Here is a 25,704-nt window from a genome sequence, read left to right on the forward strand (position 1 = left end):
TCCTAATTATACATCCAACCATTACGAAATTCAATCTTTCACAACCTCTTTACAACCACAACCACAGCACTCCAGCAAACGCAGGAGCACCATACCGTAAAACGCTTATGTGTAAATCAACTCCGTTCCTACAACTTCCCTCACACAAGCCTGAATATTATTCATTCTTCCAATCCATTCGTAGGGATTATCTTTCTTTAATTGTTCCGTCACATCTTGTCTGTCGGCATATTCCTTTACCAGTCGAAGAAACATATCCTCTGCTTGCTTATCGACTTCTGCAAGATAACTATGCAGCTTTCCGCTTGTCAGCAGGTTCATATATAACACTTTATAGTGTTCCTTTAAATGCCTTGCATGTCGTTTCCCCCATAAACCAATCGGCTCTATTTCTTCTTCGGCTGGTACTGTGATGTTCGGCAATAAATAATCACCCACCTGTCTATAAGTTCCGCCCATTTCTTCAAAAATTGTCTTTGTCATTTTCCTTTTCCTCCTGTGATTTTTGTCTATCGTGATCGTGTATTATCACGCTTGCGACCTTTAACTGTTCTTGCCTGCTCCAACAAATCATCTATCTGTTTGCGACCAAAAACCTTACGGAGCAGGCTGTAATCTTTATTTTCTGCTTTTAGGATTTTGTTTTCTTCGGTCAATCTTTCATTGACTTTCTCCAAACGCTGATTGGTGCGGTATAACTGTGCATTCGCTGTATTCAGCCTATGATAGTTGTCCCACCCCTCAAAGCAGCGGGCAAGCACCGTTTTGACAAGTTGCTTCAATTTCCTTACAACCGGCTCTGCCATTTTGGTTTTATATGCCTTTGCAGTCATAAATTTCTCTGGTTCTGGCAACTGATATTTCGGTGCAGTATCAAGCTCTATTTCAAGATTTGACAGCTCGTCTTTTGCCTTATCATAGTTCAATACTCGTTCCGACAACACATCAAATTCAATCTGTTTCTGCTCGATTTTCGCACCTAATGCCGCCACTTCTTTTTCTCTTTCCTGCTTTTTATAATCCAAAACAGAAAGATGTTTTTCGTGTGTGCCTAAATGTTCCCACTCAATCCCATAACGTTCCATCACCGCCGCAAGCTGTTCTTTTTCGGACTGTATCCATTGCGACCACTCCGTATCGCCACGACTGCCGCCCTTAAAACCTTGCGTTGCAAGAGCCTGCTTTAGTGACACTCTTGTATCAAGTCCACGCTTGCTGCCTGTGGTAAAAGGTACAAAATCTATGTGCAGATGTGGTGTAGCTTCATCCATATGCAGATGAGCCGAGAACACCCGAAGCTGTGGATTTCGCTCCTGAAAACCCTGATAGTATTCATCTAAAATCTGCTTTGCCAGTTCTCCGTTTTCCGTATCGGCGTTCATATTTCCCTTACCGCCCACCTGTAAAATGATTTCGTGGAACGGTTTTTCCTGCTTGGAACTTCGGATTTTTTCATAATAATCTTTTATCTTTCGGTCTGACCTTATCTGCTTGGCATTGTATCTTTCCAATGCTTCATCAAACAATTCGTGATAAACTGTCTTTATATTTTCATTGCAGTAGTCGATATTGAGATGAGTACGAGTTCCGTCTACATTTTCTGCTCGGAACTTTCGGCTATTGTGATTGACCGAGCCTTTACCGACCATTGCACTTATCGTTCTCTGCATTTTTTCATCTCCCATCTGTAAATTTCAACATTCTCAGGTTTTGTTACTTTTGTCAAAAGTAACGCAAAAGCACTTTTGACGGGTACACCCATCAAAAATGCGACCTGTAAACAGGTTTTGCGTTCTCCGAAGGCTCTCCGAGGGGTGAGCGTGTGCCGGTGGCACACACGCCTGCGAACCGACCGAGCCAGCAGGCGAGACCAAAGAGCCGCCTTTGAAAAGGCACTCTCTGCACACTCCCCTAAACTTTATCCGGTGTCAAAGTGTGACGATGGTGACAATGTTTTTCACAGCGTGCTGCTCTCAAAAACATTGACACCTTTGACACCGTTTGTCACGCCGTCTGCTCGGTTTCTTTCCAAAGTGAAACCTTTCTTCCGTCGTGTGTGCGGCTGTTCTGATAACGGATACCGTAATCACGAAACAGCCTGCTTGCGTTGATACTGAGCCTTAAAGAAAGTACATTCGGCTTTATATCCACCGCAAGCCTTTCGCAAAGTTCCGAAGCAGTTCCTTCCCATCTGTCACTTTCCGAAAAGAGCGTATCCGCTATCTTCTCAAGCAGAGGTTCGGGCGGTTCTTTCCACATCTCCGTTTCCGATTTTGCAAAGTTCCACACCAATCGCTCGCTGTCCCTTACAAGATGGATTTTCATATCCTGCTGGTCTCTGCCAGCAACATCAAGTGTGGCATTGTTGGAAGTACGCTTGTCCTTACTGAGAACAAATGCACCGTCTGCCGCACCCATCAGACCATTCGTGCCTGAAATCATATCGAATATATCTTCCGATTTTTGTTTGCGTGTATGATGAACAATAAGCATTGAAACCTTGTAACTGTCTGCCAACGCTTTCAGCCTTGCCACAACATCATAATCACTTGCGTAGCTGTAATCTGCTCCGCCTGCTTCACGCACACGCTTTAAGGTGTCTATGATAATCAAGCCTGTGTCTGGGTGTTCCCTCATAAACCCTCTTATCTGTTCTTCCAGTCCGCCATTGACCGTTTTACATTCCGTTGCGAAATACAGATTGCCTGTCTCCTTTGCACCGAACATCTGAAACAATCGCTTCTGCAAACGTGGGTAATCATCTTCAAGGGCAAAATAAAGCACCGTTGCCTTACGCACCTTATACTCCCAAAGCGGTGTGCCTGTGCTGATATGATAGGCAAGCTGTGCCATCATAAAGCTCTTTCCCACTTTCGGGGAACCTACGAAAAGGTAAGTTCCCCTTTGGAGCAGACCGTCGATAAGTGGTGTCTGAACCTCAAACACCGTATCATACAGCGTTGTCATTGATACTGTTTTCAGATAGGAAGGGTCTAACTGTCTGAGTATTTCCCTTTGCATTTCTTCAAAAGATTGCTCGTACCCCTTGAAATCCGTATCCTGATTGACTATACTATTGTCAGTACATTTGGAAAGTGACTGTTCCGCATCTGTTGCCGCAGATACATTTGGAATAGTCATTTCTTTTTTATTCTCCATTCGCATCCTCTCCTTTCAAACCGCCGAGAATAATGGAAATCAGTTCTATTACACTCAGCAGTTCATCATCCACACCTTTTCCTGCTTCAATCCTTTTCAGTTCCGCAAGGACTGTGGCAAATTCCGTTTTCAACGCCTTATACACTCTCGGATTGCCCTGTACCACCACATCCTGATTTAAGCAACGGCGGTAACAATACTCCTGTTTTGGCAATCCTGATAGAGCTACAGCTCTGTTAATGAGTTCGTTTTCTTCGGGCGATACTCGAAACCCTACTGTGATATTCCTCCAACGATTTTTGTTATCTCTGTTCTTAGCTGACATTTTCAAAATCTCCTTTCCCTAAATCATCTAATTTTTCTGCCATCTCAATCTGCTTTGACGGAAAGAGGTGTGCGTACTGATAAGTAATATCAATACTTTCGTGACCAACTCGGTCAGCAATCGCCACCGCAGAAAAGCCCATATCAATCAAGAGTGAAATGTGGCTGTGACGGAGATCGTGAATGCGGATACGCTTCACGCCTGCCGCCTTTGCCCCTCTGTCCATCTCGTGATGAAGATAGCTTTTCGTCACCGTAAAGATACGGTCTTTCTTCTTCAATCCGTAAAGCATACCGAGATATTCTTTCATTTCCTCACACAGAAACTTCGGCATTTTAATCGTGCGGTTGCTCTTTTTCGTTTTCGGAGAAGTAATCACATCCTGCCCTTTCAAACGCTGATAGGATTTATTGATTGTGACTGTTTCCTTATCAAAGTTGAAATCTGCCGGAGTCAAAGCTAACAGCTCGCCCTCTCGGATACCGCACCAGTAAAGCATTTCAAACGCATAAAAGGAAACAGGCTTGTCCATCATCTCAAAAGAGAATTTCTTGTATTCTTCCTTTGTCCAGAACAGCATTTCCTTGTGTTCCTCACGTCCCATATTTCCCACCTTTGCCGCAGGATTGGAACGCAGTTCATAGTAGCGGACAGCGTGATTGAAAATGGCGGACAACTGATTGTGCAGCGTTTTCAGATACGTCTGTGAATAAGGCTTTTTCTTCTCATCACGATAGGCAAGCATTTCATTCTGCCAAGTAATAATCTCCTTTGTGGAAATCTCGCTGATTTTCAGTTTCCCGAAATACGGAAGTATCTTTGTGCGTATGATATGCTCTTTGGTAAGCCACGTGTTTTCCTTCAAACGGTTCTTCACATCATTGATATAAAGCTCCGTAAAGGCTTCAAAACTCATATCAAGGTCTGAAGAAGTCTGCAATTTGAACATTCTTTCCCATTCCTGTGCTTCTCGTTTGGTAGCAAAGCCACGCTTGCATTTCTGCTTGCGTTCCCCTTTCCAGTTCACATACCTTGCCATCACATACCAAGTACCGTTATCTTCATTCTTAAATACCGGCATTTACATTTCCCCCTTTCCTGCTCCGTAGAGCCTTTCGTAAAAATACTGGCGATTTACACGCCCTGCAATCGTAATAAAGCCCTTTGCTTTCAATTCCTCATTTAATTGTCTGATGAGTTTATATGCATAAGGTTTTGATACGTTTAGTTCCTGAGCCACATCTTCGGCTCGGATAAATCTGTTTTCCATATCCTTTTTCTTCCTTTCTTAAAATAATTTTTTGCTTGCCGCTTTCTCCGTGTTAAAGTTCCAACAGGCACTCCTGCTTGTCGGCAGGCGCTGTGCTGTCCCAATGCACCGCAGTACATCAGGCGCTCGCTCGTATAGGGGTTCCCGAAAAGTCGGAGACTTTTGGGGAAGAGGAGGAGCAGTGCAGCGAATGAGCTTTTGTGCTTGCACACAAGCGAACGATACGGAACTTGCTCCGACGAGGTCTTGGCGGTTTGGCTTTTCGGACGGTCATTCAGTTGTCGCATTAAGCATATTTGTTTAATTCGTAATTTATTTTACTAAACATATTTGCTATTGTCAAGTGGTTGCAAAGAAAATATTAAACATTTTTGTTTCGGTTTTTCTTGACTTCCACTAAACATTTCTGCTATACTTATTTCACTAAATATAAAAGGAGCGTATCATTATGGCTATCAGCGAAAGAATACATTTTTTCAGACTAATGCGTGGTATGACACAAAAGTATCTCGGTACAGCAATCGGTTTTCCAGAAAAGAGTGCTGATGTGCGTTTGGCACAGTACGAAACTGGTACACGCAAACCGAAAGCAGACCTTACAAATGCATTGGCACAGGTGCTTGATGTTTCTCCACAGGCTCTTGATGTTCCTGACATAGACAGCTATATCGGTCTTATGCACACTCTGTTTACCCTTGAAGATATTTACGGTCTTACTGTCAGTGAAGCAGACGGAGAGGTATGCTTAAAGGTCAACAAGGACAAAGGCAGAGAAGCATATGAACTCCTCAAAATGCTGTATGCTTGGAAAGAACAGGCAGACAAGCTATCTTCCGAAGAAATCAACAGAGAAGAATACGATAACTGGCGTTACCATTATCCAGAGTTCGACACCACACAGCGTTGGGCAAAAGTTCCATCACAGGAATTAAGTGACGCTCTCGTGGAAGCATTCAAAGACCACTTGAAAGATAAATAAGCACCTACAGGACCTGCCACTGGCAGCTCCCTACAGATGCTTTGGCAACGACAAAAAAGCCCTTAACTATGGTTATTAACCACAGCTAAGGGCTTAGTTTATAATATGGAATTTGTTCAGAGCCAAGCTCCGAACTTTAGTCTGCAAGCCACCTGTTAATTGTTCCGTTACCCATAAACCACTGGATAACAAGAATAATGGCACTTGCTATGACTGTTATCAATTTGTTATCAAAAGACTAATCGAAATCGCTGAAACCCGCATAAACACTGGCTTTTTTAAGCAACTCGATTTATTCAAACTCGATCGTTGCCGGTGGTTTTCCGGTGCAGTCGTACATGACTCGGTTGATGTGTTTTACTTCGTTTACAATTCTGCTCGTTGTTTTTCCGATGACATCCCACGGAATTTCTGCGCTTTCGGCTGTCATGAAATCGGTGGTGGTGACGGCGCGGAGGGCGATGGCGTAATCGTAGGTTCTTTCATCTCCCATGACTCCGACGGAGCGCATGTTGGTCAAGGCTGCGAAGTACTGGCCGATTTCGTGGGCGATTCCGGCTTTGTCGATTTCTTCGCGCCAGATCGCGTCGGCGTCCTGTACCATTTTGACTTTCTCGGCGGTTACTTCGCCGATGATACGGATGCCAAGTCCCGGGCCCGGGAATGGCTGACGGAATACGAGGTATTCCGGGATGCCGAGCTCAAGGCCGGCTTTTCTTACTTCGTCTTTGAAGAGGTTGCGCAGCGGCTCGATGATTTCTTTGAAATCTACGTAGTCCGGCAGTCCTCCGACGTTATGATGGGATTTGATGACGGTGGATTCTCCGCCGACGCCGCTCTCTACAACGTCTGGGTAGATGGTTCCCTGTACCAGGAAGTCTACAGCACCAATTTTCTTTGCTTCTTCTTCGAAGACGCGGATGAACTCTTCGCCGATGATTTTACGTTTTCTCTCCGGCTCTTCTACGCCTTTTAATTTTGCATAGAAACGCTCCTGTGCGTTAACGCGGATGAAATTCAGGTCGTATGGGCCGTCCGGTCCGAAGACTGCTTCTACTTCATCGCCCTCGTTTTTACGCAGCAGGCCGTGATCTACGAATACGCAGGTCAGCTGGTTTCCGACTGCTTTGGAAAGCATAACAGCTGCTACGGAGGAATCGACTCCGCCGGACAGTGCGCAGAGGACTTTTCCGTCGCCTACTTTTTCGCGGATAGCTTTGATGGATTCTTCTACGAAGGAGTCCATGTGCCAGTCGCCGGCGCAGCGGCAGACATTGTATACAAAGTTGGAAAGCATTTTCTTTCCTTCTTTGGTGTGCAGAACTTCTGGATGAAACTGGGTTGCATAGAGGTTTTTCTCTACGTTTGCAACGGCTGCTACCGGACAGTCATCCGTATGGGCGATGATTTCGAATCCCGGAGCTGCTTTGGAGATGTAGTCGTTGTGGCTCATCCAGCAGATGGTTTTTTCGGATACGTTCTCAAACAGTGCGGAACTGGTATCTACAGTTACCTCAATTTTTCCATATTCTCTGACCGGTGCTACTTCTACTTTTCCGCCGAGCAGATGCATCATCAGCTGTGATCCGTAGCAGATGCCGAGGATCGGGATTCCAAGTTCAAAAATTTCTTTTGTATAAGTCGGGGAATCCGGCAGATATGCGCTGTTCGGGCCGCCGGTGAAGATAATACCTTTCGGCTGAATTTCTTTGATCTTTTCGATGTCTGTTTTGTAAGAATAAATCTCACAGTAAACGTTGCACTCACGTACACGTCTTGCAATTAACTGATTGTACTGACCGCCAAAATCAAGTACGATAACCGTTTCTCTTTTCAAGAACGTTCCCTCCTGTTTTTTCTTCTGTGCATGATGAACTACATGCGTTTTTTGGGTTTGATGCTAATTATAGTAAAGAAACCGTAAAATTTCAACCCCCGAAGTACAGGAATCGTGTTCTTTTCGCTGTACTTCGGAGGTTTTTCTTTTTTTTCGGGTCCTTATTCTCCGATGGTGATGGTGTAGCCTGCCTGGAAGGTTTCCCCGGCTTTCAGGTGCTGTTCGCCGTATTTGTCTTTTAATTCGCCGTCAAAGCCGACGTTGTCGCAGCGGCCGATCCATGGCTCGAGGCACACGAACGGGGCATCTGCTTTTGGCTTGGACCATACGCCGACGCTCGGGAAGCCTTTGCAGGTGAGAGTGACGTACGGTTTTCCATCCACTTCTACGCCGACGCGCTCGACCTGGGTATTGTCGAAGATCAGGGCGTCCTCGTCGAAAAGGGTTCTGGTGTACGGGATTCTGCCGTCCTGAAGTTTCAGTTTTCTCGGATGTGCGGCATCGACGCCTGCTGTTTCCGGGTCGATCAGGACGTATTCGAGTTCGGTCTCGGTGTGGTTTTCCAGGCCTTTGTTGAAGACGATGTCATACTGTTCCGGAATCATGAATGCAGGATGTCCGCCGACGGAGAAGTACATGTCATCATCACCGGTGTTTTCTACGTTCCAGGTTATGGTCAGGGTTCTGCCGGAGAGTTCCTGGGTTACGGTGAAGGCAAAATCGAACGGGTAGACTTTTTGGGTTTCTTCGGTCGATACCAGGCGGTGTACGGTTTTGTTTTCGGTGTTTTCGATGCACTCGAATTCGTTGTCGCGGGCGAAGCCATGCTGACCCATCGGGTATTTGACTCCTTTATGGGTGTAGAAGCCACCGTTTACTTTTCCGACGAACGGGAACAGGACCGGTGCGTGGCGGTTCCAGAAGGCCGGATCGCCGATCCAGACTGCCTCACGGTCTGCCGCTTTGTCATAGATGCTGCTAAGTTCTGCGCCGTGATCGCTGATCTGCACGCGCAGGTTTTCGTTTTCCATGGTTCTCATGTTTTGATATCCCCCTGTGTTATTTTTTATGGTTTATTCTGGATAGACGAGACGGGAATCATCAATTCCGTACAGGACTTCATCCAGGTATTTTTTGCCGAGGTAGTTGGCCATGGAGAGGTTCATGTCCAGGTAGTTTCCGCAGTCTTTCGGAGATGCGCCCGGAACTTCGCCTTTAAAATCGCGGATGAATTCATACATTTCGGTGACGAGCGGGACGATGTCTCTGGAGGTGTAGTCTCCTGCCAGCAGCAGGTAGAAACCGGTGCGGCAGCCCATTGGACCGAAGTATACGGTTTTGTCTTTCCACTGCTCATGGTTACGGAGGAAGGTGGCTCCGAGGTGCTCGATGGTGTGGACTTCAGCGGTGTTCATGACGGGCTCATCGTTTGGGGAGGTCATTCTCAGGTCGAAGGTGGTGATGATGCTGTCACCCACATGATCTTTTCTTGAAACGTAGACGCCTGGTTTAAGTTTGATATGGTCGATCGTAAAGCTTGCAATTTTTTCCATGACTGGTATTTTCCTTTCTTTCTGTCCTTTAATAGCTGCGGAGTTCATCATCGGTATCCGCAGTGTTTTCGATGGATTTGATGATGAGATCATAACTATAGGCATCGCTTACTTTTACAGTGACGCGGTCGCCGACTTTATGACCCAGAATGGCTTTTCCTAATGGCGAGTCGATACTGACGTATCCTTTGAGAGAATTACCACGAACGGTGGTGACAAGTTTGTAGGTTTCTGTCTCATCATCTTCTTCGATGTAAACCTGGACGGTATTGTTGATGCCGACTTCGTCGTCCTTTGAGGTATCTGAAATAACGTGAGCGGTTTTGATCATTTTTTCCAGATAGCGGATGCGGCTTTCGTTGCGGTTTTTGTCCTGTTTGGCAGCTTTGTATTCAAAGTTTTCGCTGAGATCGCCCTGGGCACGGGCTTCTTTTACAGCCTCGAGTTCTTTTGGACGGACAACCAGTTTGCGGTAGTCGATTTCTTCCTGCATTTTTTTAATATCGTTTTCGGTCAGTTTATCATACATGATTTTTCTACCTCTTTTCTTGTGAGGTTATTTTAGCACAGAATACGGTAAATTGGAAGTAGGAAGACAGCCACGGTAGAATCACTTTCTTACGCACCGGAACAGCAAATGTTCCGGTGCTGAATGAACTATAACGGTTCACTCAGCCGTGTTGCTTGGTTTTGAAGGCGGAATTCCTTTGTTGTCGCTGTTATTTGGCATTTTTCCACCTTCGGGATCGCTCATCGTTTTAACAGACCGGGTTCCGGCGGTGGTGATGATGTCCGTGAGGGTGATCTCTTCGTTGTCGGTACCGGCAGCCAGAGTATACGTTGCGCCCAGTTTCATTTCTGGGCAGGTCAAAACGATGCTGGCGTAGGCTTTTTCGGGTGTGACCGTGAAGAGGGCACTTCCATCGCTGTCTGTCAGTGTGATGGCAGTGTCAGCGGACTGGGTTTCCGTACAGTAATAGGTGATAACGGGCTGGGTGGAAGCTTCGTCGAAGCTTTCCGTCATGCCGGCACTGCCGATAGCAGCTAAGGTTCCGCCGGTCACAATTGCACTTCCGTCGTAATCGAGGGCACTGTCACCATCGCTGGTCGGCCCGTACACGATCGTGGTTCCGCCGGTCACGAGAAGACCGCCGTTGGAATCAAGACCATCACCATCGGCAGATACGGTCAGGGTTCCGCCGGTAATTTTAATGTAAAGCTCAGAGTTTCCCCCGCCGCCAGGGCCTCCCTGCATCATCTGTGGAGCATCGCCGTCAGAAGGAGCATCCCCCGGATCGAAGTCCTGCGGCGCATTTCCGCCAGACGGAGCGTTCTCCGGATCGAAGTCCTGCGATGGCTGCATATCGCTGCCGTTTTCTGTATCAGGCGGCATTTGCGGAGGTTCCTTTCCGTCTGCCGCACCGGATATGCTGCTATCATCACCGGAGTTTACGGCAGCACTGCTATCGTTGTTTGCGCTTGCGGCATTGCTGTCATCGTCACCGGAACCGGCAGCATTGGCGCCATCGTCGCTGGCGTTTATGGTAATGTCACCGCCGTTGACCACGACACGTTTTCCTTCCAGGCCTTCGTTGCTTTTTTCAACAAGGATCGTTCCGCCATGAATGACGGTGTCGAGATCCGCATGGAAACCGTCATCACCGGAGTTTACGGTGATGGTTCCGTCATCGACAACAATGCTGCCGGTTGCATGGAAGCCGTCCTGTTCCGCCTCGATCGTAAAAATTCCACCGGCAATATAGATATTTCCAAGCTCTGCGTCATCCGTATTCTTCGCTTTGACCGCACTGTTTGCAGCATCAATGTCAAAGCTTCCGTTCAGAATTTTAATCTGATCTTTGGCTGTGATCCCGTTGTCCGCAGCGGCGATTTTGTAGGTTCCGCCGGTAATCACAAGGTCATCTTTGGATACAATCCCGTGCTTGTAGTCTGCCTCGATGGTCAGACTTCCTGTCCCGTTGCAGACAAGATTTGATTTGGAGAAGATAACGCCGTCTACCGTGTTGTCGTCAATCTGAGTGTACTCGTTTCCACCGCCAAGCGTGTTGCTGCTGTTTTCAGCAAGCGTGATGAAAACTTTGTCCGCTTCGCGAACGTAGATGGCAGCATTCGTCTCACAGTTGATATGGACTCCATCGAGTACGATCTGAACCTTGTCGGAATCGGATGCGTCTACGATAATCTGGCCATCCTCAAGTGTTCCGCTTACGATGTAAACGCCTTCTTCCGTGATGGTAATTGTGCTGCCATCTGCTTTGACTCCGCTGCCGGAGACGGTAGCTGTCGTCTTATTAAGTGTAATTTTTACGGCTTCCGACGCTTTGTAGCTTCCGCTCTTCTCACGGTCTGTGAATTCGGTGTCGATAGTGGATTCGGTCAGTTCCAGGTCAAAATTAATATCGGAAGCACTTTCCATTGCATTTTCCGAATCTGTGCTCTCTGATGTGGTATCCGCGTTGTCGGCAGATGTTTCGCCGGTTGACTCTGTACGGGCAGATTCGGCATTTACAGAGCTGGAAGATGTCACTGCTGTGCCGCATCCGCCGAAGGCCAGCGATGATGCAAGAAGCAGGCTGACGACTGCGCCGGTCTCTTTTTTTCTGTTTTTTTTCTTTCTGTTTCGATTCATTATAATTCCTCCCTTCCGGTCTGCGCACGACTGCACAGGATTTCAAGGTTTCCGTTTCTGCGGCGGAGCTGGTCAATCATGTTTTTCTCTTCGCCTTCCTCGCGGAATACGATGCGATACTCCAGCTTGAAAAGACTTCCCATATTCGTGGTTTTTACCTGTACAAGCTCGCAACGGGTCAGATACCTGGCAAAGATATCGTCAAAAACACTGGTATAATCAAGGGACTCCGGTTCCAAGATTTCCATTGACGAGCATGATCACCATCTGTACGATCACAGGCATCAGAACAAGTGTGACAGCAAAGCTTTTGGTGCATTCGCTTTTGTACCTGTAAACAGCAGCGATCAACAGTCCCAGAATCAGAGACACTGCTGTGCAGGCAAGGAACTGACCAAAGGTGAAGGCGGCGGTTGTTTCTGTAAAAACAGAACTGAATATTGTGTTAAGCATAGCAAATTCCTCCCAGAATTTTTTTATTTTCTTGTCTATTCAGAGCCCCATCTCGATTCCGCTTACGCTACATCGCGATGTTGCTTCTCGCCATATGAAGTTCCAGAAAAACCGCTCATTCATGCAAGCATGATTCGCGATTTTTCTTCTATTTTGCATGGCTCTGAATAGTTACATTTTCTTTTTTTGTGAAGCAGATTATGTTTGAAAAAGGCTTTTCGCAAGCTGTGAGTCCACCCACTGCTTCTTGCTTTTCGCAATGGCCGCAGAGGACTTACCTGATTCAGCTAACGGAATGCTGTTTTTGATACGGTTTGCCGGATATCTGTGAATGGTATGAAAGCTTTTTCTTCTTTTTCTTCTGATGCTTTCTGATTTTCAATCTGATAGGCAAAGCCGTATTTAGAAAATGATGCCGGATAGATTGCAAGATCATCCAGAATTTTGCTGAACCATAGGGGCACAGCACCTGGTGATTTCACCTCCATGAGATACCAGCCTGGTTCTAAAAGCCTGGTTCCTTCCGTTGGACCGTCAAGACACAGATTGTCGGTACGCCATCGGATATTGGTGTCGAAGGTAACACGAAAGTTCCTGTCTTCCGTGCCGAAGCAGGCGATGCGGTCGTAGGCGATGTACATAGCGGGAGCAAGCCCCCGGTAGTAGTTGCGAAACCAGGTGATTTCGTGGAGAATCTGGCTGTCGAAGCCCGGTTCTGATTTTCCCGCAAGATAGGGAACCGCTTCTGATAATATCATGCGCTCGCGGCGTTTGTAGACGATTCCTTCATATTTTTTCTTTAGTTCTACGTATATGGGGCTGGTCTCTTTGGCCGGACCATAACTGCGGAGTCGCAGTTTTTCTTTGTAGACGGGTTTTTCCAGCGAACGGCGGATGAGCTGGTGATCCGGGGTATCGTAATAGAGGCTGCAGATGGTATCAAGGCCGTATTCATCCATCTGCAGATGACCCGGAAGGCTCTTGCGAAGCTTGCGAGCCATGATCGGGGAAAGCATGTATTTTGTTTCATACCGTTGGAAGGTCATGGGAATCTGTTGGCTTTGCATCATAATCGATTGATCCTTTCGTTTGATTTACTTCCGGAAATGTTTTTTACATTTTTAAGTATAATGAGGAAACTTTAAAGGAACCTTAAAGAATGGACGGAAAATGTGAAAGGTTTGTGAAAAGACGGACCTCTGTAATCCGGATCGCTTTTTGAATACCATATAAAAAAAGAAAGAGCCCTTTTCCGGACAAATTCGTTGGAAGCGGATTTGTTCGGAACGGACTCTTGCAGCCGATATGCAACGTCATGAAACATATAAAATAGGAAAAGCGTCAAAAATCATCTTGGCCAGCGCTCTTTTCTGGACATGAGTGGCGCGAATGGTACATGAGGATGCGTCTGGTACCAGTAAGCTGTGGTAGCGACATCATCCTGACGTTCAAAGAGGCCTCCGTGACTGACACCAATCTGCTGCAAGGTTACCTTAAGATCCTTCTCAAAAAGGATGGGATCAAGAAGATGCCAGCGGTAGAAGCTGCGCTGTGGCATCTGATCATCATTGTGGTAATCATTATGAAGGAAGGTATCGTGGGTAGAGTAGTAAGGATATCCAAGATACGGAGTGCAGTACTGATTTTCAACGGTTTGGCCATTTTGCTGTGTTGCAAAGCTCCAGGCACCACCGAAGTAATCTTCTGTTCCGGTTCCGCAGATGGTTGGATAATCCTTGTCTCCATCGATGTAGAATTTCATCTCACCTTCTCCGTACCAGTAGCGTTCGAGGCTGGTAAGTGCAAGATACGTTCCAACGTACTGGCCTTTCCCTTTGATGTTGTCGAGGACAACGTAGTCTTTTGCCTTTTCCGTTATGCGCTGACGACGCCACTGGGCATGGAAATAGGCAGCATCCTCCGGAACCGTTGTCAGGCAATAGTCGATCTGATAAAAGAAGGCCGGAATCGGCTCATCACACTGATTTTCAATGGTAATACGGGCGTTTTTACGGAACGGCATCGGGAAATAGCTGTTGAAACCACGGGTCGGATTGACAGCAATCGGGACTGAGTTTACCTGGTAGGAAACACCGAAGCCGCAGCAGAAGAAATCGCCAAGCGGGCATTCCACGGATGGATCTTCTTCGTCATCCCAGTACATGCGCAGAACAAGATCCCGCAGAACATAACGGTTACGTTCACTGGTACGGTCTGTGACGGTGATCCAGATGTGCTGAATGATGCCTTCTCCCTGGATCTCACCAAGTGTTACGGTCTCTCCTGCTTCTATTTTCGGGATACACGGGGAACCTTTTCTGGACGGACCAAGATCGCTGGATGCCATGCCGCCTTTTCCTTTTTCTCCATTCCGGTTTTCCCAGTTGATGGAACGGGACTGTCCGTTTTTCAGCCGGAAAATATTCTGTAAACCACAATCAAACATCATATATTCCTCCTTTTGTTTTCTTTTGTTTTCTGTTGTTTTTTCTCTCTTGGAAGCTTTTGATTTCTGCTTTTTTGTGTGTCTGCCTTTCCTGCCCTGCCGTCATTTTTCTGTTTTTCCGGAATTTTGTTTCTTTCATCCTTTTGCCGGAAAGACTGCTTTAAAACAGATGCCATCTCGTGTCCGCTCTGCGGTGATTTTTCCCTTATGTGCCTTTACAATTGCAGCTGCCACGGAAAGGCCGATTCCATAGCCGCCGCTTTCCCTGGCCCGCGACGCATCCGCACGGTAGAAGCGGTCAAAGAGGCGGTTGAGATCACCTTCCGGCAGGGTATCGCAGGTATTCTGCACCGAAAATTCTGCTTTTTTGCCGTTTTTTCGCCAGAAAATGTGGATTTTTCCACCCTCCGGAGTGTATTTAACGGCGTTATCCACAAGAAGAGAAACGAGCTGGTGAATTCTTGCGGCATCCCCTTCCATATGGACTTCTTCTGCAATATCGCTCTGCAACGCGATCTGTTTCGTAACCGCAGAGGCTTCAATGGACGTTACGGCATCCATGATGGTTTCTGACGCATTCCATGTTTTCAGCTCCAGTTCTCCGCCACCTTCCTCCATTTTGCAAGCGTCAGAAGCTGTGTTACAAGACTGTTCAGACGCTCAATCTGGTGATGAATGCTCTCCGTCCACTCGCTTAAGACCTCCAGCCCGCTTTTTCCCGGCATCATAATATCCAGGATCATGCCGTCATAGTTTCCGCCCTCTGCCCAGTCCGCAGCATCAATTCCATTATAAACAACATCTACAGAATAATGGTTATGTGTAAACACTGCTTCCAGCGCGTGCGCCATCTCTTTTTCATCTTCTGCCAGCAGCAGTCTCATATCGGTTCTCCTTATTTTGGTAATTTTCAGGATTCTCCGCCGGCGGCGGGTCGCTTCAGCGACATAATTCCCCCTCCGCCGCAGCGCGATCCTGCCCGGAGGGCTTTTTGAATTTACAGAAAAATTCAAAAACATCCGGCCGGCACTTTTGCATGGGTGCTCGCAGCCGGATGTTCGGTTTGCATTCATTTTCTTTTTTTCTCTGCCCGTCTCCGCAGCAGCTCTTTTGCGCCTGCGTACAACAGAAAATATACCGTCAGAATCATGACAACTACAATCCTGTTATCTTTCAGGCTGAAAAAAGAGGTCACATTGACTGCCGCCAGAAACAGCAGCAGTGACACACTGAGATCAATTTTTTCTTTTCTGTCGGCCAGCACCATTCCTGCGGCCGCCAGAACCAGAAGAACGGCAATTCTTGCAATCAGATTTGCCATTTTGACGCCTCCTTACTGTTTCCGGAAAGTAATTTCCCCGGTTTTATCATCCATACCATCGACGATGGCAAGAGATTCCAGATGAATGCCGCGGTCACGCAGCAGTTTTCCTCCGATCTGGAACCCTTTTTCGATGACAACGCCTGCTCCTACGAGCTCTGCACCGGAATCCTGTACCAGGGTTGCCAGTCCTTCCAGCGCTTTTCCGTTTGCCAGGAAATCATCGATCAGGAGAACTTTGTCTCCTTTTCCCAGAAATTCTTTGGAAACAATGATATCATAAACTCTTCCATGGGTGAAAGATTCTACTTTTGTGGTATAAACATCTCCGGCGATATTTTTGGTCTGTGTTTTCTTTGCAAACACAACCGGAACATTAAAAATTTCAGCCACAACACAGGCAATTCCGATTCCAGATGCCTCGATGGTCAGGATTTTCGTGATCTCCTCTCCCGCAAAACGACGCTGAAACTCTTTTCCGATTTCCCGGAACAGATTGACGTCCATCTGATGATTTAAAAAGCTGTCCACCTTCAGGACATTTCCCTCGCGTACTTTTCCGTCTTTGCGGATTCTGTCTTCCAATAACTGCATTTTTTTGAAGCCTCCCGAATTTTTATTATACCCATTGTACTTACTTCTCACTGGAAATGCAAGTCCAAATCCATCAAATTTCGCACTGTCTCAAATTTTATTCATGGCAGCCGCCGGTGTCTCTGCATCAGAGATCCTCTTTCCGGTCCAGATCCTTTAATTCCCACGCGGCTTCGACCCGGAACGGAATTACCGATTCCCAGTGCCGTTTCAGCACCTTTTTTCCGCCGCGGTCGCCGGAAAGTTCTTTTAGTTCTGAAAAATAAGGTTTTGAGAACCACGCCGGATTGCCGCTCTCGCCGCCGCAGAAAACGCAGCCAAGTGGAGCCTTCTGCATCTCCATGGATTCCAGAAAGCGCTCCGCCGTCTCTTCCTTCAGGTACGGCTGATCCGCCACAAAACACGCACAGGCATCGGCATTTTGCTTCTCCGCCGCCTCGATTCCCGCGCGGATTGTATAGGAAATTCCTTTTTCGCTGTCCGGCGAAAACACCGTCTGCAGACGCCCGGCTTTTACCAGCGGCGCAAGCTCCTCCAGAATCCTTTCATACTGCGTCACAACCAGCAGTTCCCAGTTCTCATGCCTTCCGGCAATTTGGGCCAGCCGGTCCAGCAGATGGCGGTACACCGCCTTTCCATCCAGCGGATAGAGCAGCTTATTTTCCCCGAACCGTCTGCTGTTCCCGGCTGCCAGATAAAGTATCGTTACTCGCATTCTTTTTCCGCAATTCCCATTGCAATCTGCTCGCTCGTGATCGGCAGTTCGCGGAACCACAGACCCGTCGCATTGTAGATTGCATGTGCCAGCGCCGGAGCCGGTGTGTTGATGACGATCTCGCCGATCGATTTTGCACCGAACGGACCGGTCGGCTCGTAGCTGCTCCGAAACTCGACGCGCAGCCTGCCCATATCGAGGCGGGTCGGCACTTTATACTGCATAAACGAATTATTGATCATCTGACCCTTGTCCGTGTACTGGATATTTTCAAACAGCGTCATGCCGATGCCCTGCACCAGACCGCCCTCGACCTGTACGCGCGCAAGGTTCGGGTTGATGACGGTTCCGCAGTCGACAACGGCGGCATAATCGAGAATCTTGACCTCGCCGGTCTCTTTATCCAGCTCGATCTCGACCGCACCAGCCATATAAGGCGGCGGCGATACCGGAGAGCAGTTGCTTTCCGTCGCTTCCAGCGCGATGCCGTTATTGCACATGGCCGCTGTTGCGATTTCTTCCATCGTCATGCTGCTTCCGCTCTTTTCATGCACGACGCCGGTACCGGTAAATTCTGTCTCATCTTTCGGCACGTTCATCCGCTCTGCCGCCAGGGCACAGATTCGTTTCCGAAGCGTCATGCAGGCTTTTTCCACCGCTTTTCCGGTAATATACGTCGTACTCGATGCATAGGAACCGGAGTCATACGGGGACGTATCAGTATCTGCGCCGACAACGGTAATGTCATCCACATCACACTCCAGACACTCTGCCGCCATCTGGGACAGAATCGTATCGCAGCCGGTTCCCATATCGGCCGCTGCGATCAGCATCGTATAGCCGCCGTCGTCGTTGACTTTGATCGTTGCCGATCCGACATCGAGATTGGAAATACAGGAGCCCTGCATCGCCATCGCAATGCCGACGCTGCGCACCTTTCCATTTCCCATATCACGGCACGGATATTTCTCATCCCAGCCGATCATCTCTTTCGCACGCTCCACGCACTGGTCAAGCGCACAGCTGTTTGCCGTTTCGCCATAGTAAGCCGGCATGAACTGTCCCTCACGGACCATATTCTGCTCCCGGATCCGGATCGGATCGATGCCAAGACGCGCTGCCATCTCACTGACAGCAGATTCTACGGCAAAGATACCCTGCGTCGCACCGTATCCGCGGTAAGCACCGGCTGACATTACGTTGGAATACACAACATCATACGCAAACCGGTAAGCCTCAAGAGATCCATACATCGGAATCGATTTGTGGCCGGAAAGGCCGACCGTTGTCGGTCCATGCTCGCCGTATGCACCCGTGTTGGAAAGTGTATACAGATCGATCGCACGGATTCTTCCGTCCTTCATCGCACCGAGGCGGATCGTTACTTCCATCTCATGGCGCGGTGTGGATGCTGTCTGGGACTCTTCTCTCGTAAAGATCATTTTCGACGGTTTTCCGGTTTTCCAGGTTACAAACGCCGGGAAAATTTCGGCAACCACCGTCTGCTTCGCTCCGAATCCGCCGCCGATTCTCGGCTTGGAAACACGGATCTTCGATTTCGGAATGCCGAGTGCATTGGACAGAATGCGGCGCGCATGGTAAACGATCTGGGTCGAGCTCAGCACATTCAGCCGTCCGTAGGTATCCATAAAGCAGTATGTCCGGAACGTCTCCATCATCGCCTGCTGGGCTGCGCGTACATGATACGTATGCTCTACGACCTCATCGCACTCTGCGAGCACGGCTTCCACATCTCCGTTGTGATCTTCCGCACTTGCACAGAGATTTCTCTGATTGTCCGCACCGACCGGACAGAGCGATTTCCAGCTTTCCTCCGGATGCACCAGCAGTTCATTATCCTTGGACTGATGAAAATCCAGAATGGCCGGAAGCACTTCGTACTCTACTTTCAGGAGCTTCCGCGCACGGTCCACGCATTTTTCATCTTTTCCGGCAATAATCGCCACCGGATCTCCCACGTAGCGCACATGCTGATCGAGGATCAGACGGTCATACGGGCTTGGTTCCGGGTAGGTCTGTCCTGCCATTGTAAAACGCTGTTTCGGCACATCCTCCCAGGTATAAATCGCCTCAATGCCCGGAACACGCTCTGCTGCCGTCTTTTTCACGGATTTTACGATTGCATTGGCATGCGGACTCCGCAGTACCTTGACAATCAGACAATCCTTCGGCGCCAGATCATCTACATAAACCGGCTTTCCGGTTACCAGCGCGAGGGCATCCTTTTTGATCACCGGCTTATTCACACTGCAGAGCTGATCGGTTCTTCCCGACCAGTCCGGTTCATAGATATGATTTTCTCTGCTCATGACGCACCTCCCTGCTGCTTTTTCCAGGCAAGGAAATTCAAAATTCCCCGAAGCTGTCCTTCATATCCGGAACAGCGGCAGAGATTTCCCGCCAGATATTCTTTAATTTCTTCCTCACTCGGATCCGGATTTTCCCGGAACAGCGCAATCGCATTCATAATCATCCCCGGATTGCAGAACCCGCACTGCTCGGCGCCCTGTCCGGCAATAAAGGAACCAAATTCTTCTGCTTCCTCCTGCAGGCCTTCCAGCGTATCCACCTTACATCCATTCGCCCGCGCCGCAAGCACCGAACACGACAGCACCGGTTTTCCCTCCAGAAAAACCGTACACAGCCCGCAGTTCGACGTCTCACAGCCGCGCTTCACACTGTAGCATCCCTGGCTTCTCACAAAATCGATCAGGAGCATGTCTGCATCAATTTCCGCTTCCGTCTTCTTTCCATTTAAGATCATCGAAATCTTCATCACTGCTCCTCCTTCTTCTGAATTTCTTCCATACATCTGCGCAGCAGCACCCGTCCCAGATGATGACGATACTCTGCACTTCCGCGCATATTACTGCCATACGTAAACTGATCAGAAATCTCCGAAGCCGCCGCCTTCAGCTCCTCCGCAGATGCCTTTCCAGCCGCCAGCTTTTCCGCCAGCTCCGCCGGAAGCTCTACACGTGCCGCCTTCGCCGGTCTTGCCCCAAGCACCGCACATCCTTTTCCGTCTTCCACCCGCACCGCACACGTCAGCACCGGGAAATCCGTTCTGGAATTTCGATGACTCTGATAAACCGTAACACCCTCATGCTTCTTCACAATCAGCCTTACCAGCACATCCCTGTCTCTCTTTGAACAGGCAAACTCCGCCAGCGGCATCCGTCCCGCATGAACCAGCTCCACCTCCGTATCCAGCGCCAGAAACAGCGTCAGCACATCCGAAAATCCAAATCTGCCGAAAATACTGCCTCCCACCGTAGCCAGATTCCGGAACTGCACCCCGACAATACTCCGCACACTCTCCCGTGCCGCACCGTCGGTATAAGCATTCAGCCCCTCATGCTCCTCCATCTGCCGCAGCGTTACCATACATCCAATCGAAAACTCCTCCTCGGACTCTTCAATCTGATCCAGTCCCAGCCCGGACAAATCAATCGCCGTCTGCACCTGCCTCTGCCCCATCTTCGTCCAGAGCATCCCACCCAGGATACAGGCGCTTCTCTTCTGATTCAGCTCATACGCCTCCTCCAGCGACCCCACCCGGACATAATCCTTAATCTTAATCATACTTACCCTATATCCTCCATTTTTACTCAATATAGAAGCCCATATATTTAATATTATACCCGACCTGCTCCCCCCTTTCAACTTTTTTCTATTTTTTTCAAAAAAACCCTTGCATTTTCCCTCCACATCCAGTATAATCATTCAATGTCGGAAGTCATTCTGACACAAAACAAAATACATGGACGGATTCCCGAGTGGCCAAAGGGGACAGACTGTAAATCTGCTGCAAATTGCTTCGATGGTTCGAATCCATCTCCGTCCATATGCCGCAGTGGCGGAACTGGCAGACGCCCGGGACTTAAAATCCCGTGGGTAGTGATACCCGTACCGGTTCGATCCCGGTTTGCGGCACGATTAAGAGCTCTGATTCATACGAATCGGAGCTCTTTTTCCATTTCTATTTTTCAATCTCCCGTCCCCACTACCAGCCTCGCATCTATGCAGTACCACTCCCGATAACGGCAGCAAATCCATCTCCAGTATGCCCGCCGGTGCCTCGATTTCTTTCTCCTCCGAAGAAAATCCCACCGCATCCGTCGCAAACACCTGCGTCAGCTTCGCCACCGAACTCCGGTTAATCCCGGTAAGCCACACCGGAATCTCCACATGCACCCTCTCATTCCGGTTATTAATTATCACAATCACCTGCTCCTCCTGATTAAACCGTCCATAAGAAAGCACATTATAATCATGGTACAAAAATTTCAGCGATCCCATCGCCAGCACCGGAAATCTCCGATGCACCGCAATCATTTCTTTATAGAATCGGATCAGCTCCTGATCCTCCTGTCCCCAGGGATACGTCCTCCGGTTATCCGGATCCGTAAACCCAACCTGGCCGGCCTCATCCCCATAATACAGCGTCGGCGCCCCCGGCCACGTCATCTGAATCACAACCGCCTCGCGCAGCACCGCCTTATTCGTATTCTCCGCAGCCGCATACGGCCCAACATTCGCCACACGCCCCACACGATGATTCGTTCTCGTGAGGAACCGTGAATGATCATGATTATCCAGCTCATTCATCGCCGTATACAGCGAAGGCGCATAAAACGCCGGCATATGATACGTCATCGCCCCGATAAAACTCTCACTGTTTCCGAGAAGCCCCTGGTTAAACTCATCACTGTGCTTCTCCATACCCGTGAGGAACCAGGAAACCGGCTCCATAAACGCATCATAGTTCATCACCGTATCCCACTCGTCGCCCTGCAGCCAGCTCATCGCATCGCCGTAGTGCTCCGCCAGAATAATCGCCTCCGGATTCGCCTCCTTCACAACGCGCCGGAACTTCTTCCAGAACTTGTGGTTAAACTCCGGGCTGTGTCCTAAGTCAGCGGCCACATCCAGCCGCCAGCCGTCCGCATTAAACGGCGGAGAAACCCACTTCGCGCCGATGCGCATAATATCCTCCATCAGCTTCTCCGAACCCTCGTAGTTCAGCTTCGGCAGCGTATCATGGCCCCACCAGCCGTCATAAAACTCATTGTACGGCCAGTTATGCTCATTATAAAACTTAAAAAACGTGTGATACGGACTGTCCTGCGCCACATACGCGCCCGGCTCATAGCCCTTTCCGGCCTCGTAAATCCGCTCGCGGTCCAGCCACTTGTTAAACGAACCACAGTGGTTGAAAACGCCGTCCAGAATCACCTTCATGCCGCGCTTGTGCGCCTCCTCCACCAGGTGGATAAACAGTTCATTGCTCGCCTCCAGGTTCGCCCTGTTCGTCACACGGTCAATATACCGCGTTGCCCGCGTATTGTCCTTGTCGCCCGGCCAGAGCAGATCGCCTTCGTCGGAGACAATCTTTCCGAAATGCGGATCAATATAGTCATAATCCTGAATATCATACTTATGGTTCGACGGCGAAACAAACACCGGATTCAGATAAATGACCTGCACACCGAGATCCTGCAGATAATCCATCTTGTCAATGACGCCCTGCAGATCGCCGCCGTAGAAATTGCGGACATCCATCTGCTCCGGGAAGCGGTTCCAGTCATCCACCTTGTTGACCTGCTCACCGATGTAGCTGTACTCTCCCGTCAGCACATCGTTGGACGGATCTCCGTTGCAGAAGCGGTCCACAAAAATCTGATACATGACAGCGCCCTTCGCCCAGTCCGGCGTATGGAAGCCCGGGATAATGCCGAAAGAGTACATCTCCTGCAGCTCTCTTGTGACACCGAGCTTGTTGTAATAACAGACCACGCGGCCTGCCTGAATCTCAAAAAAATAGCGGATCGGCTCATTTCCGACCGGAATCTCGATCTCGTAATAATCAAAACCGTTCCGGACCAAACCGACCTGCATCTGTGCACGGGTGGAACCGCTGATGAAATAAACCGCATCTACATTATTTTTCAGGGTACGGAACCGGATCTTCACCGTGTCGCCCGGGTTCGGCTCAAACGGAATCTGATACTGCGGGGATTCATCGCTGTAGAGCGCATGCTTGTTGAACATCGCCCGCATCTGTGACATATACTGCTGCATTCTTGTTTTATCCATGAACTAACGCCTCTGTCTTTCTCAATCATTCATTCCTTATATTTTACCCCACACTGCCATGTAATACAACCTTTTTCTGAACACATGTAACGATTGTGTTTATTGGATTTTTATATAGTAAAAGAGCCAGCGGGGTACGCTGGCTCTTTTGGAGAAGGTATTTCTCTTATGGGGTGTAGCAAAAACTATATAATGTATTGGGGGGTTTTTACAGTTATTATAGTACCATACGTCCCTCGAAAAGTCTGCACAAATCGCGATTTTTTTTCATTTGATTCTTATTCAAAATAACGATGAATTTTTCCGGCGTTTCGGATTTTCTGTTTTAATTTGCACAAACGCCCGTAAAATCGCAGAAAAAAACCTGCAAAAAATTTTTTTTGTTTTCTGCAGGTTTTCTATTGCAAATAAAAAGATATCAGATTTCTCCAGAAACTTCCGGTGCTGTTCCTGTCATCTGTGCTTCCTGCTCAAAAATGGCTTCGAATTCAGCACGGCTCAGCTTCTCTTTTTCCATCAGCTGCTTTGCACACTCATGCAGCACATAGGAATGCTCCAGAATAATCTGTTTCGCCTGATCGTGGCATTTCTCGATCATCTGGCGGACTTCCTCGTCGATGGCTGCGGCTACATTCTCGCTGTAGCTCTTCGTATGGCCCCAGTCACGACCGATAAATACCTCGTCCGAGTCGGAATCGTATGCAACAAGACCGAGGTTCTCAGACATACCGTACTTCGTAATCATGGAACGGGCGGTTGCCGTCGCCTGTTTGATATCCTGGGACGCACCCGTTGTGATATCGTCGAAGATCAGCTCCTCTGCCACACGGCCGCCGAGGCATACGGTGATGTACTGCATCATTTTGCCTCTCGTCTGGAACATATCGTCATTCTCCGGCTGCGGCATCGTGTAGCCCGCTGCGCCAGGACCTGTCGGGATAATGGAGATCGTATAGACCGCCTCCATATCCGGCAGCATATGGAACAGGATCGCATGGCCTGTCTCATGGTATGCGGTGATCCGTTTTTCTTTATCCGAAATGACTTTACTGCGCTTCTCCGCACCGATGCCCACTTTGATGAAAGCAGACTTGATATCGGCCTGGCGCACAAATCTTCTGCGGTCCTTTGCCGCCATGATTGCTGCCTCGTTCAGCAGGTTCTCCAGCTCTGCGCCGGTGAAGCCTGCGGTCGTCTGCGCGATCTGTTTCAGATCCACATCCTCGGCCAGCGGTTTGTTCTTTGCATGGACTTTCAGGATTTCCTCACGGCCCATGACATCCGGCGGTCCTACAACCACGCGGCGGTCAAAACGGCCCGGACGGAGAATCGCCGGATCCAGGATATCGACACGGTTCGTCGCTGCCATCACGATGATGCCCTCATTGACGCCGAAACCATCCATCTCAACGAGAAGCTGGTTTAATGTCTGCTCTCTCTCATCGTGGCCGCCGCCCATGCCGGTGCCTCTTCGTCTTGCCACGGCGTCGATCTCATCGATGAAGATGATGCACGGCGCATGTTTTTTTCCTTCCTCAAACAGGTCGCGGACACGGGAAGCGCCGACGCCGACGAACATTTCCACGAAATCGGATCCGGAAATGCTGAAGAACGGCACGCCTGCCTCTCCTGCAACAGCTTTCGCCAGAAGGGTTTTACCGGTTCCAGGAGGGCCCACAAGAAGAACTCCTTTCGGGATTCTCGCACCGACCTGTGTATATTTCTCCGGTGCTTTCAGGAAATCGACCACCTCAACAAGGTCTTCTTTTTCCTCTTTTAAGCCCGCAACATCGCGGAACAGGACTTTTTTGTCTTTGTCGGTGGACATATGGGCGTTGCTTTTTCCAAAATTCATCATTTTGTTTCCGCCGCCTCCACCGCCGCCCATGGAGCGGTTCATCATCGACATGCCGAAAAGAAGGATCATACCGAGCAGCAGGGCCGGCAGGACAGACGTCATGAAAATGCTGTCTCTCTGGACATTCTGTACGGTGTACGTTACATCAGCATCCTCCAGAAGGCTGATAGCTGCGTTTACGTCGGTCACATTGACCGTATAACTGTCACCGCCCTGCTCCCGTACCACAACGGAGCCGGTCGGCACTTCTTTGTTCTGGACAATCTGCGCGGATGTCACTTTGCCGTCTTTTACGGCGGTTTCAAATTTCTGCTGACTTGGGCTGCTGCCTGCGCTGATTTTTCCGGTGATATAGAACATGGCAAGCACGATAATCACCATAAACGCCGCGTAGAGTCCAAATCCACTGCGCTGTCTGTTCATA

General features: G+C 48.8%; 26 protein-coding genes and 2 tRNA genes. 3 read left to right on the forward strand and 25 right to left on the reverse strand.

The features are described 5' to 3' along the window. Positions 1 to 105: 105 nt before the first annotated feature. From DWY63_RS04340 to DWY63_RS04365, 6 genes are all read right to left on the reverse strand, one after another. Entirely contained in the window at positions 106 to 483 is a 378-nt protein-coding gene (locus DWY63_RS04340) for a TnpV protein (protein WP_009247523.1), read from the reverse strand. A gap of 26 nt (positions 484 to 509) precedes the next feature. Continuing rightward, positions 510 to 1,649 carry a plasmid recombination protein gene (locus tag DWY63_RS04345; RefSeq protein ID WP_019190307.1) on the reverse strand — a complete coding sequence of 380 codons (1,140 nt, stop codon included), beginning with the start codon at positions 1,647 to 1,649 and terminating at the stop codon, positions 510 to 512. A gap of 355 nt (positions 1,650 to 2,004) precedes the next feature. Next, positions 2,005 to 3,159, reverse strand: a complete 1,155-nt coding sequence (locus DWY63_RS04350; protein ID WP_009247525.1) for an AAA family ATPase — start codon at positions 3,157 to 3,159, stop codon at positions 2,005 to 2,007. Beyond that, on the reverse strand, positions 3,149 to 3,484 hold the full coding sequence (locus tag DWY63_RS04355) for a plasmid mobilization protein (protein WP_009247526.1): 336 nt from the start codon (positions 3,482 to 3,484) through the stop codon (positions 3,149 to 3,151). The genes DWY63_RS04350 and DWY63_RS04355 overlap by 11 nt, the downstream gene beginning before the upstream one ends. Continuing rightward, positions 3,474 to 4,565: a site-specific integrase gene (locus DWY63_RS04360; RefSeq protein WP_009247527.1), complete on the reverse strand. Its 1,092-nt coding sequence runs from the start codon at positions 4,563 to 4,565 to the stop codon at positions 3,474 to 3,476. The genes DWY63_RS04355 and DWY63_RS04360 overlap by 11 nt, the downstream gene beginning before the upstream one ends. After that, positions 4,566 to 4,754, reverse strand: a complete 189-nt coding sequence (locus tag DWY63_RS04365) for a transcriptional regulator (RefSeq protein ID WP_009247528.1) — start codon at positions 4,752 to 4,754, stop codon at positions 4,566 to 4,568. It lies immediately after the preceding gene. A gap of 448 nt (positions 4,755 to 5,202) precedes the next feature. Between DWY63_RS04365 and DWY63_RS04370 the strand changes: the two genes are divergently transcribed. After that, the gene (locus DWY63_RS04370; protein ID WP_009247529.1) at positions 5,203 to 5,733 is read left to right on the forward strand and encodes a helix-turn-helix domain-containing protein; all 531 of its coding nucleotides are present in this window, start codon (positions 5,203 to 5,205) and stop codon (positions 5,731 to 5,733) included. A 292-nt stretch (positions 5,734 to 6,025) separates the two neighbouring features. On the opposite strand, the gene guaA is transcribed toward DWY63_RS04370, so the two are convergent. The 17 genes from guaA to DWY63_RS04450 all read right to left on the reverse strand — a co-directional run bounded on the left by guaA (position 6,026) and on the right by DWY63_RS04450 (position 20,908). Next, positions 6,026 to 7,570, reverse strand: coding sequence for a glutamine-hydrolyzing GMP synthase (gene guaA / locus DWY63_RS04375; RefSeq protein WP_117801446.1), 1,545 nt, complete (start codon positions 7,568 to 7,570; stop codon positions 6,026 to 6,028). Positions 7,571 to 7,731: 161 nt separating this feature from the next. Continuing rightward, entirely contained in the window at positions 7,732 to 8,610 is an 879-nt protein-coding gene (locus tag DWY63_RS04380) for an aldose 1-epimerase family protein (RefSeq protein ID WP_117801447.1), read from the reverse strand. Between the two features lie 33 nt (positions 8,611 to 8,643). Continuing rightward, complete coding sequence (locus DWY63_RS04385; RefSeq protein WP_055218723.1) at positions 8,644 to 9,123, reverse strand: S-ribosylhomocysteine lyase; 480 nt, start codon at positions 9,121 to 9,123, stop codon at positions 8,644 to 8,646. Positions 9,124 to 9,151: 28 nt separating this feature from the next. Then, complete coding sequence (locus DWY63_RS04390) at positions 9,152 to 9,652, reverse strand: GreA/GreB family elongation factor (RefSeq protein ID WP_022462124.1); 501 nt, start codon at positions 9,650 to 9,652, stop codon at positions 9,152 to 9,154. A 138-nt stretch (positions 9,653 to 9,790) separates the two neighbouring features. After that, positions 9,791 to 11,773 carry a carbohydrate-binding domain-containing protein gene (locus tag DWY63_RS04395; protein WP_117801448.1) on the reverse strand — a complete coding sequence of 661 codons (1,983 nt, stop codon included), beginning with the start codon at positions 11,771 to 11,773 and terminating at the stop codon, positions 9,791 to 9,793. Then, positions 11,773 to 12,021, reverse strand: coding sequence for a hypothetical protein (locus tag DWY63_RS19045; protein WP_330415415.1), 249 nt, complete (start codon positions 12,019 to 12,021; stop codon positions 11,773 to 11,775). Before DWY63_RS19045 ends, DWY63_RS04395 begins: the two co-directional genes overlap by 1 nt. Next, positions 11,993 to 12,226: a hypothetical protein gene (locus DWY63_RS19050; protein ID WP_055227237.1), complete on the reverse strand. Its 234-nt coding sequence runs from the start codon at positions 12,224 to 12,226 to the stop codon at positions 11,993 to 11,995. The genes DWY63_RS19045 and DWY63_RS19050 overlap by 29 nt, the downstream gene beginning before the upstream one ends. Before the next feature lie 287 nt (positions 12,227 to 12,513). Further along, a complete protein-coding gene (locus DWY63_RS04405) occupies positions 12,514 to 13,296 on the reverse strand; it encodes a polyphosphate polymerase domain-containing protein (RefSeq protein WP_117801449.1) in 783 nt (260 codons plus the stop codon). A 278-nt stretch (positions 13,297 to 13,574) separates the two neighbouring features. Continuing rightward, on the reverse strand, positions 13,575 to 14,672 hold the full coding sequence (locus tag DWY63_RS04410; protein ID WP_117801450.1) for a glycoside hydrolase family 172 protein: 1,098 nt from the start codon (positions 14,670 to 14,672) through the stop codon (positions 13,575 to 13,577). 135 nt (positions 14,673 to 14,807) lie between these two features. Then, on the reverse strand, positions 14,808 to 15,290 hold the full coding sequence (locus DWY63_RS04415; RefSeq protein ID WP_117801451.1) for a sensor histidine kinase: 483 nt from the start codon (positions 15,288 to 15,290) through the stop codon (positions 14,808 to 14,810). Continuing rightward, positions 15,260 to 15,556, reverse strand: a complete 297-nt coding sequence (locus DWY63_RS18685) for a response regulator (protein WP_117801531.1) — start codon at positions 15,554 to 15,556, stop codon at positions 15,260 to 15,262. The genes DWY63_RS04415 and DWY63_RS18685 overlap by 31 nt, the downstream gene beginning before the upstream one ends. A gap of 185 nt (positions 15,557 to 15,741) precedes the next feature. Beyond that, positions 15,742 to 15,993, reverse strand: a complete 252-nt coding sequence (locus DWY63_RS04425; RefSeq protein ID WP_022462118.1) for a hypothetical protein — start codon at positions 15,991 to 15,993, stop codon at positions 15,742 to 15,744. A 12-nt stretch (positions 15,994 to 16,005) separates the two neighbouring features. Further along, positions 16,006 to 16,587: a xanthine phosphoribosyltransferase gene (locus DWY63_RS04430; protein ID WP_055218716.1), complete on the reverse strand. Its 582-nt coding sequence runs from the start codon at positions 16,585 to 16,587 to the stop codon at positions 16,006 to 16,008. 127 nt (positions 16,588 to 16,714) lie between these two features. Continuing rightward, a complete protein-coding gene (locus DWY63_RS04435) occupies positions 16,715 to 17,302 on the reverse strand; it encodes a nucleotidyltransferase family protein (RefSeq protein WP_117801452.1) in 588 nt (195 codons plus the stop codon). Beyond that, positions 17,293 to 19,632 (reverse strand): xanthine dehydrogenase family protein molybdopterin-binding subunit, encoded by a 2,340-nt coding sequence (locus DWY63_RS04440; RefSeq protein WP_117801453.1) that lies wholly within the window; start codon positions 19,630 to 19,632, stop codon positions 17,293 to 17,295. Before DWY63_RS04440 ends, DWY63_RS04435 begins: the two co-directional genes overlap by 10 nt. Then, positions 19,629 to 20,099 (reverse strand): (2Fe-2S)-binding protein, encoded by a 471-nt coding sequence (locus DWY63_RS04445; RefSeq protein WP_022462114.1) that lies wholly within the window; start codon positions 20,097 to 20,099, stop codon positions 19,629 to 19,631. Before DWY63_RS04445 ends, DWY63_RS04440 begins: the two co-directional genes overlap by 4 nt. Next, on the reverse strand, positions 20,099 to 20,908 hold the full coding sequence (locus DWY63_RS04450; RefSeq protein ID WP_022462113.1) for an FAD binding domain-containing protein: 810 nt from the start codon (positions 20,906 to 20,908) through the stop codon (positions 20,099 to 20,101). Before DWY63_RS04450 ends, DWY63_RS04445 begins: the two co-directional genes overlap by 1 nt. Before the next feature lie 180 nt (positions 20,909 to 21,088). On the opposite strand from DWY63_RS04450, the gene DWY63_RS04455 reads away from it, so the two are divergent. Next, a tRNA-Tyr gene (locus DWY63_RS04455) sits at positions 21,089 to 21,170 on the forward strand. Between the two features lie 3 nt (positions 21,171 to 21,173). Further along, positions 21,174 to 21,259: transfer RNA gene (locus tag DWY63_RS04460), tRNA-Leu, on the forward strand. 3 nt (positions 21,260 to 21,262) lie between these two features. Here the strand turns inward: DWY63_RS04460 and DWY63_RS04465 are convergent. Both DWY63_RS04465 and ftsH read right to left on the reverse strand, forming a co-directional pair. Then, complete coding sequence (locus DWY63_RS04465) at positions 21,263 to 23,422, reverse strand: glycoside hydrolase family 13 protein (protein WP_117801454.1); 2,160 nt, start codon at positions 23,420 to 23,422, stop codon at positions 21,263 to 21,265. A gap of 418 nt (positions 23,423 to 23,840) precedes the next feature. After that, positions 23,841 to 25,703: an ATP-dependent zinc metalloprotease FtsH gene (gene ftsH / locus DWY63_RS04470; protein WP_117801455.1), complete on the reverse strand. Its 1,863-nt coding sequence runs from the start codon at positions 25,701 to 25,703 to the stop codon at positions 23,841 to 23,843. Between the last annotated feature and the right edge of the window lies 1 nt (position 25,704).

Source organism: Blautia sp. AF26-2 (genome assembly GCF_003460955.1).
Classification (GTDB): Bacteria; Bacillota; Clostridia; order Lachnospirales; family Lachnospiraceae; genus Fusicatenibacter; species Fusicatenibacter saccharivorans.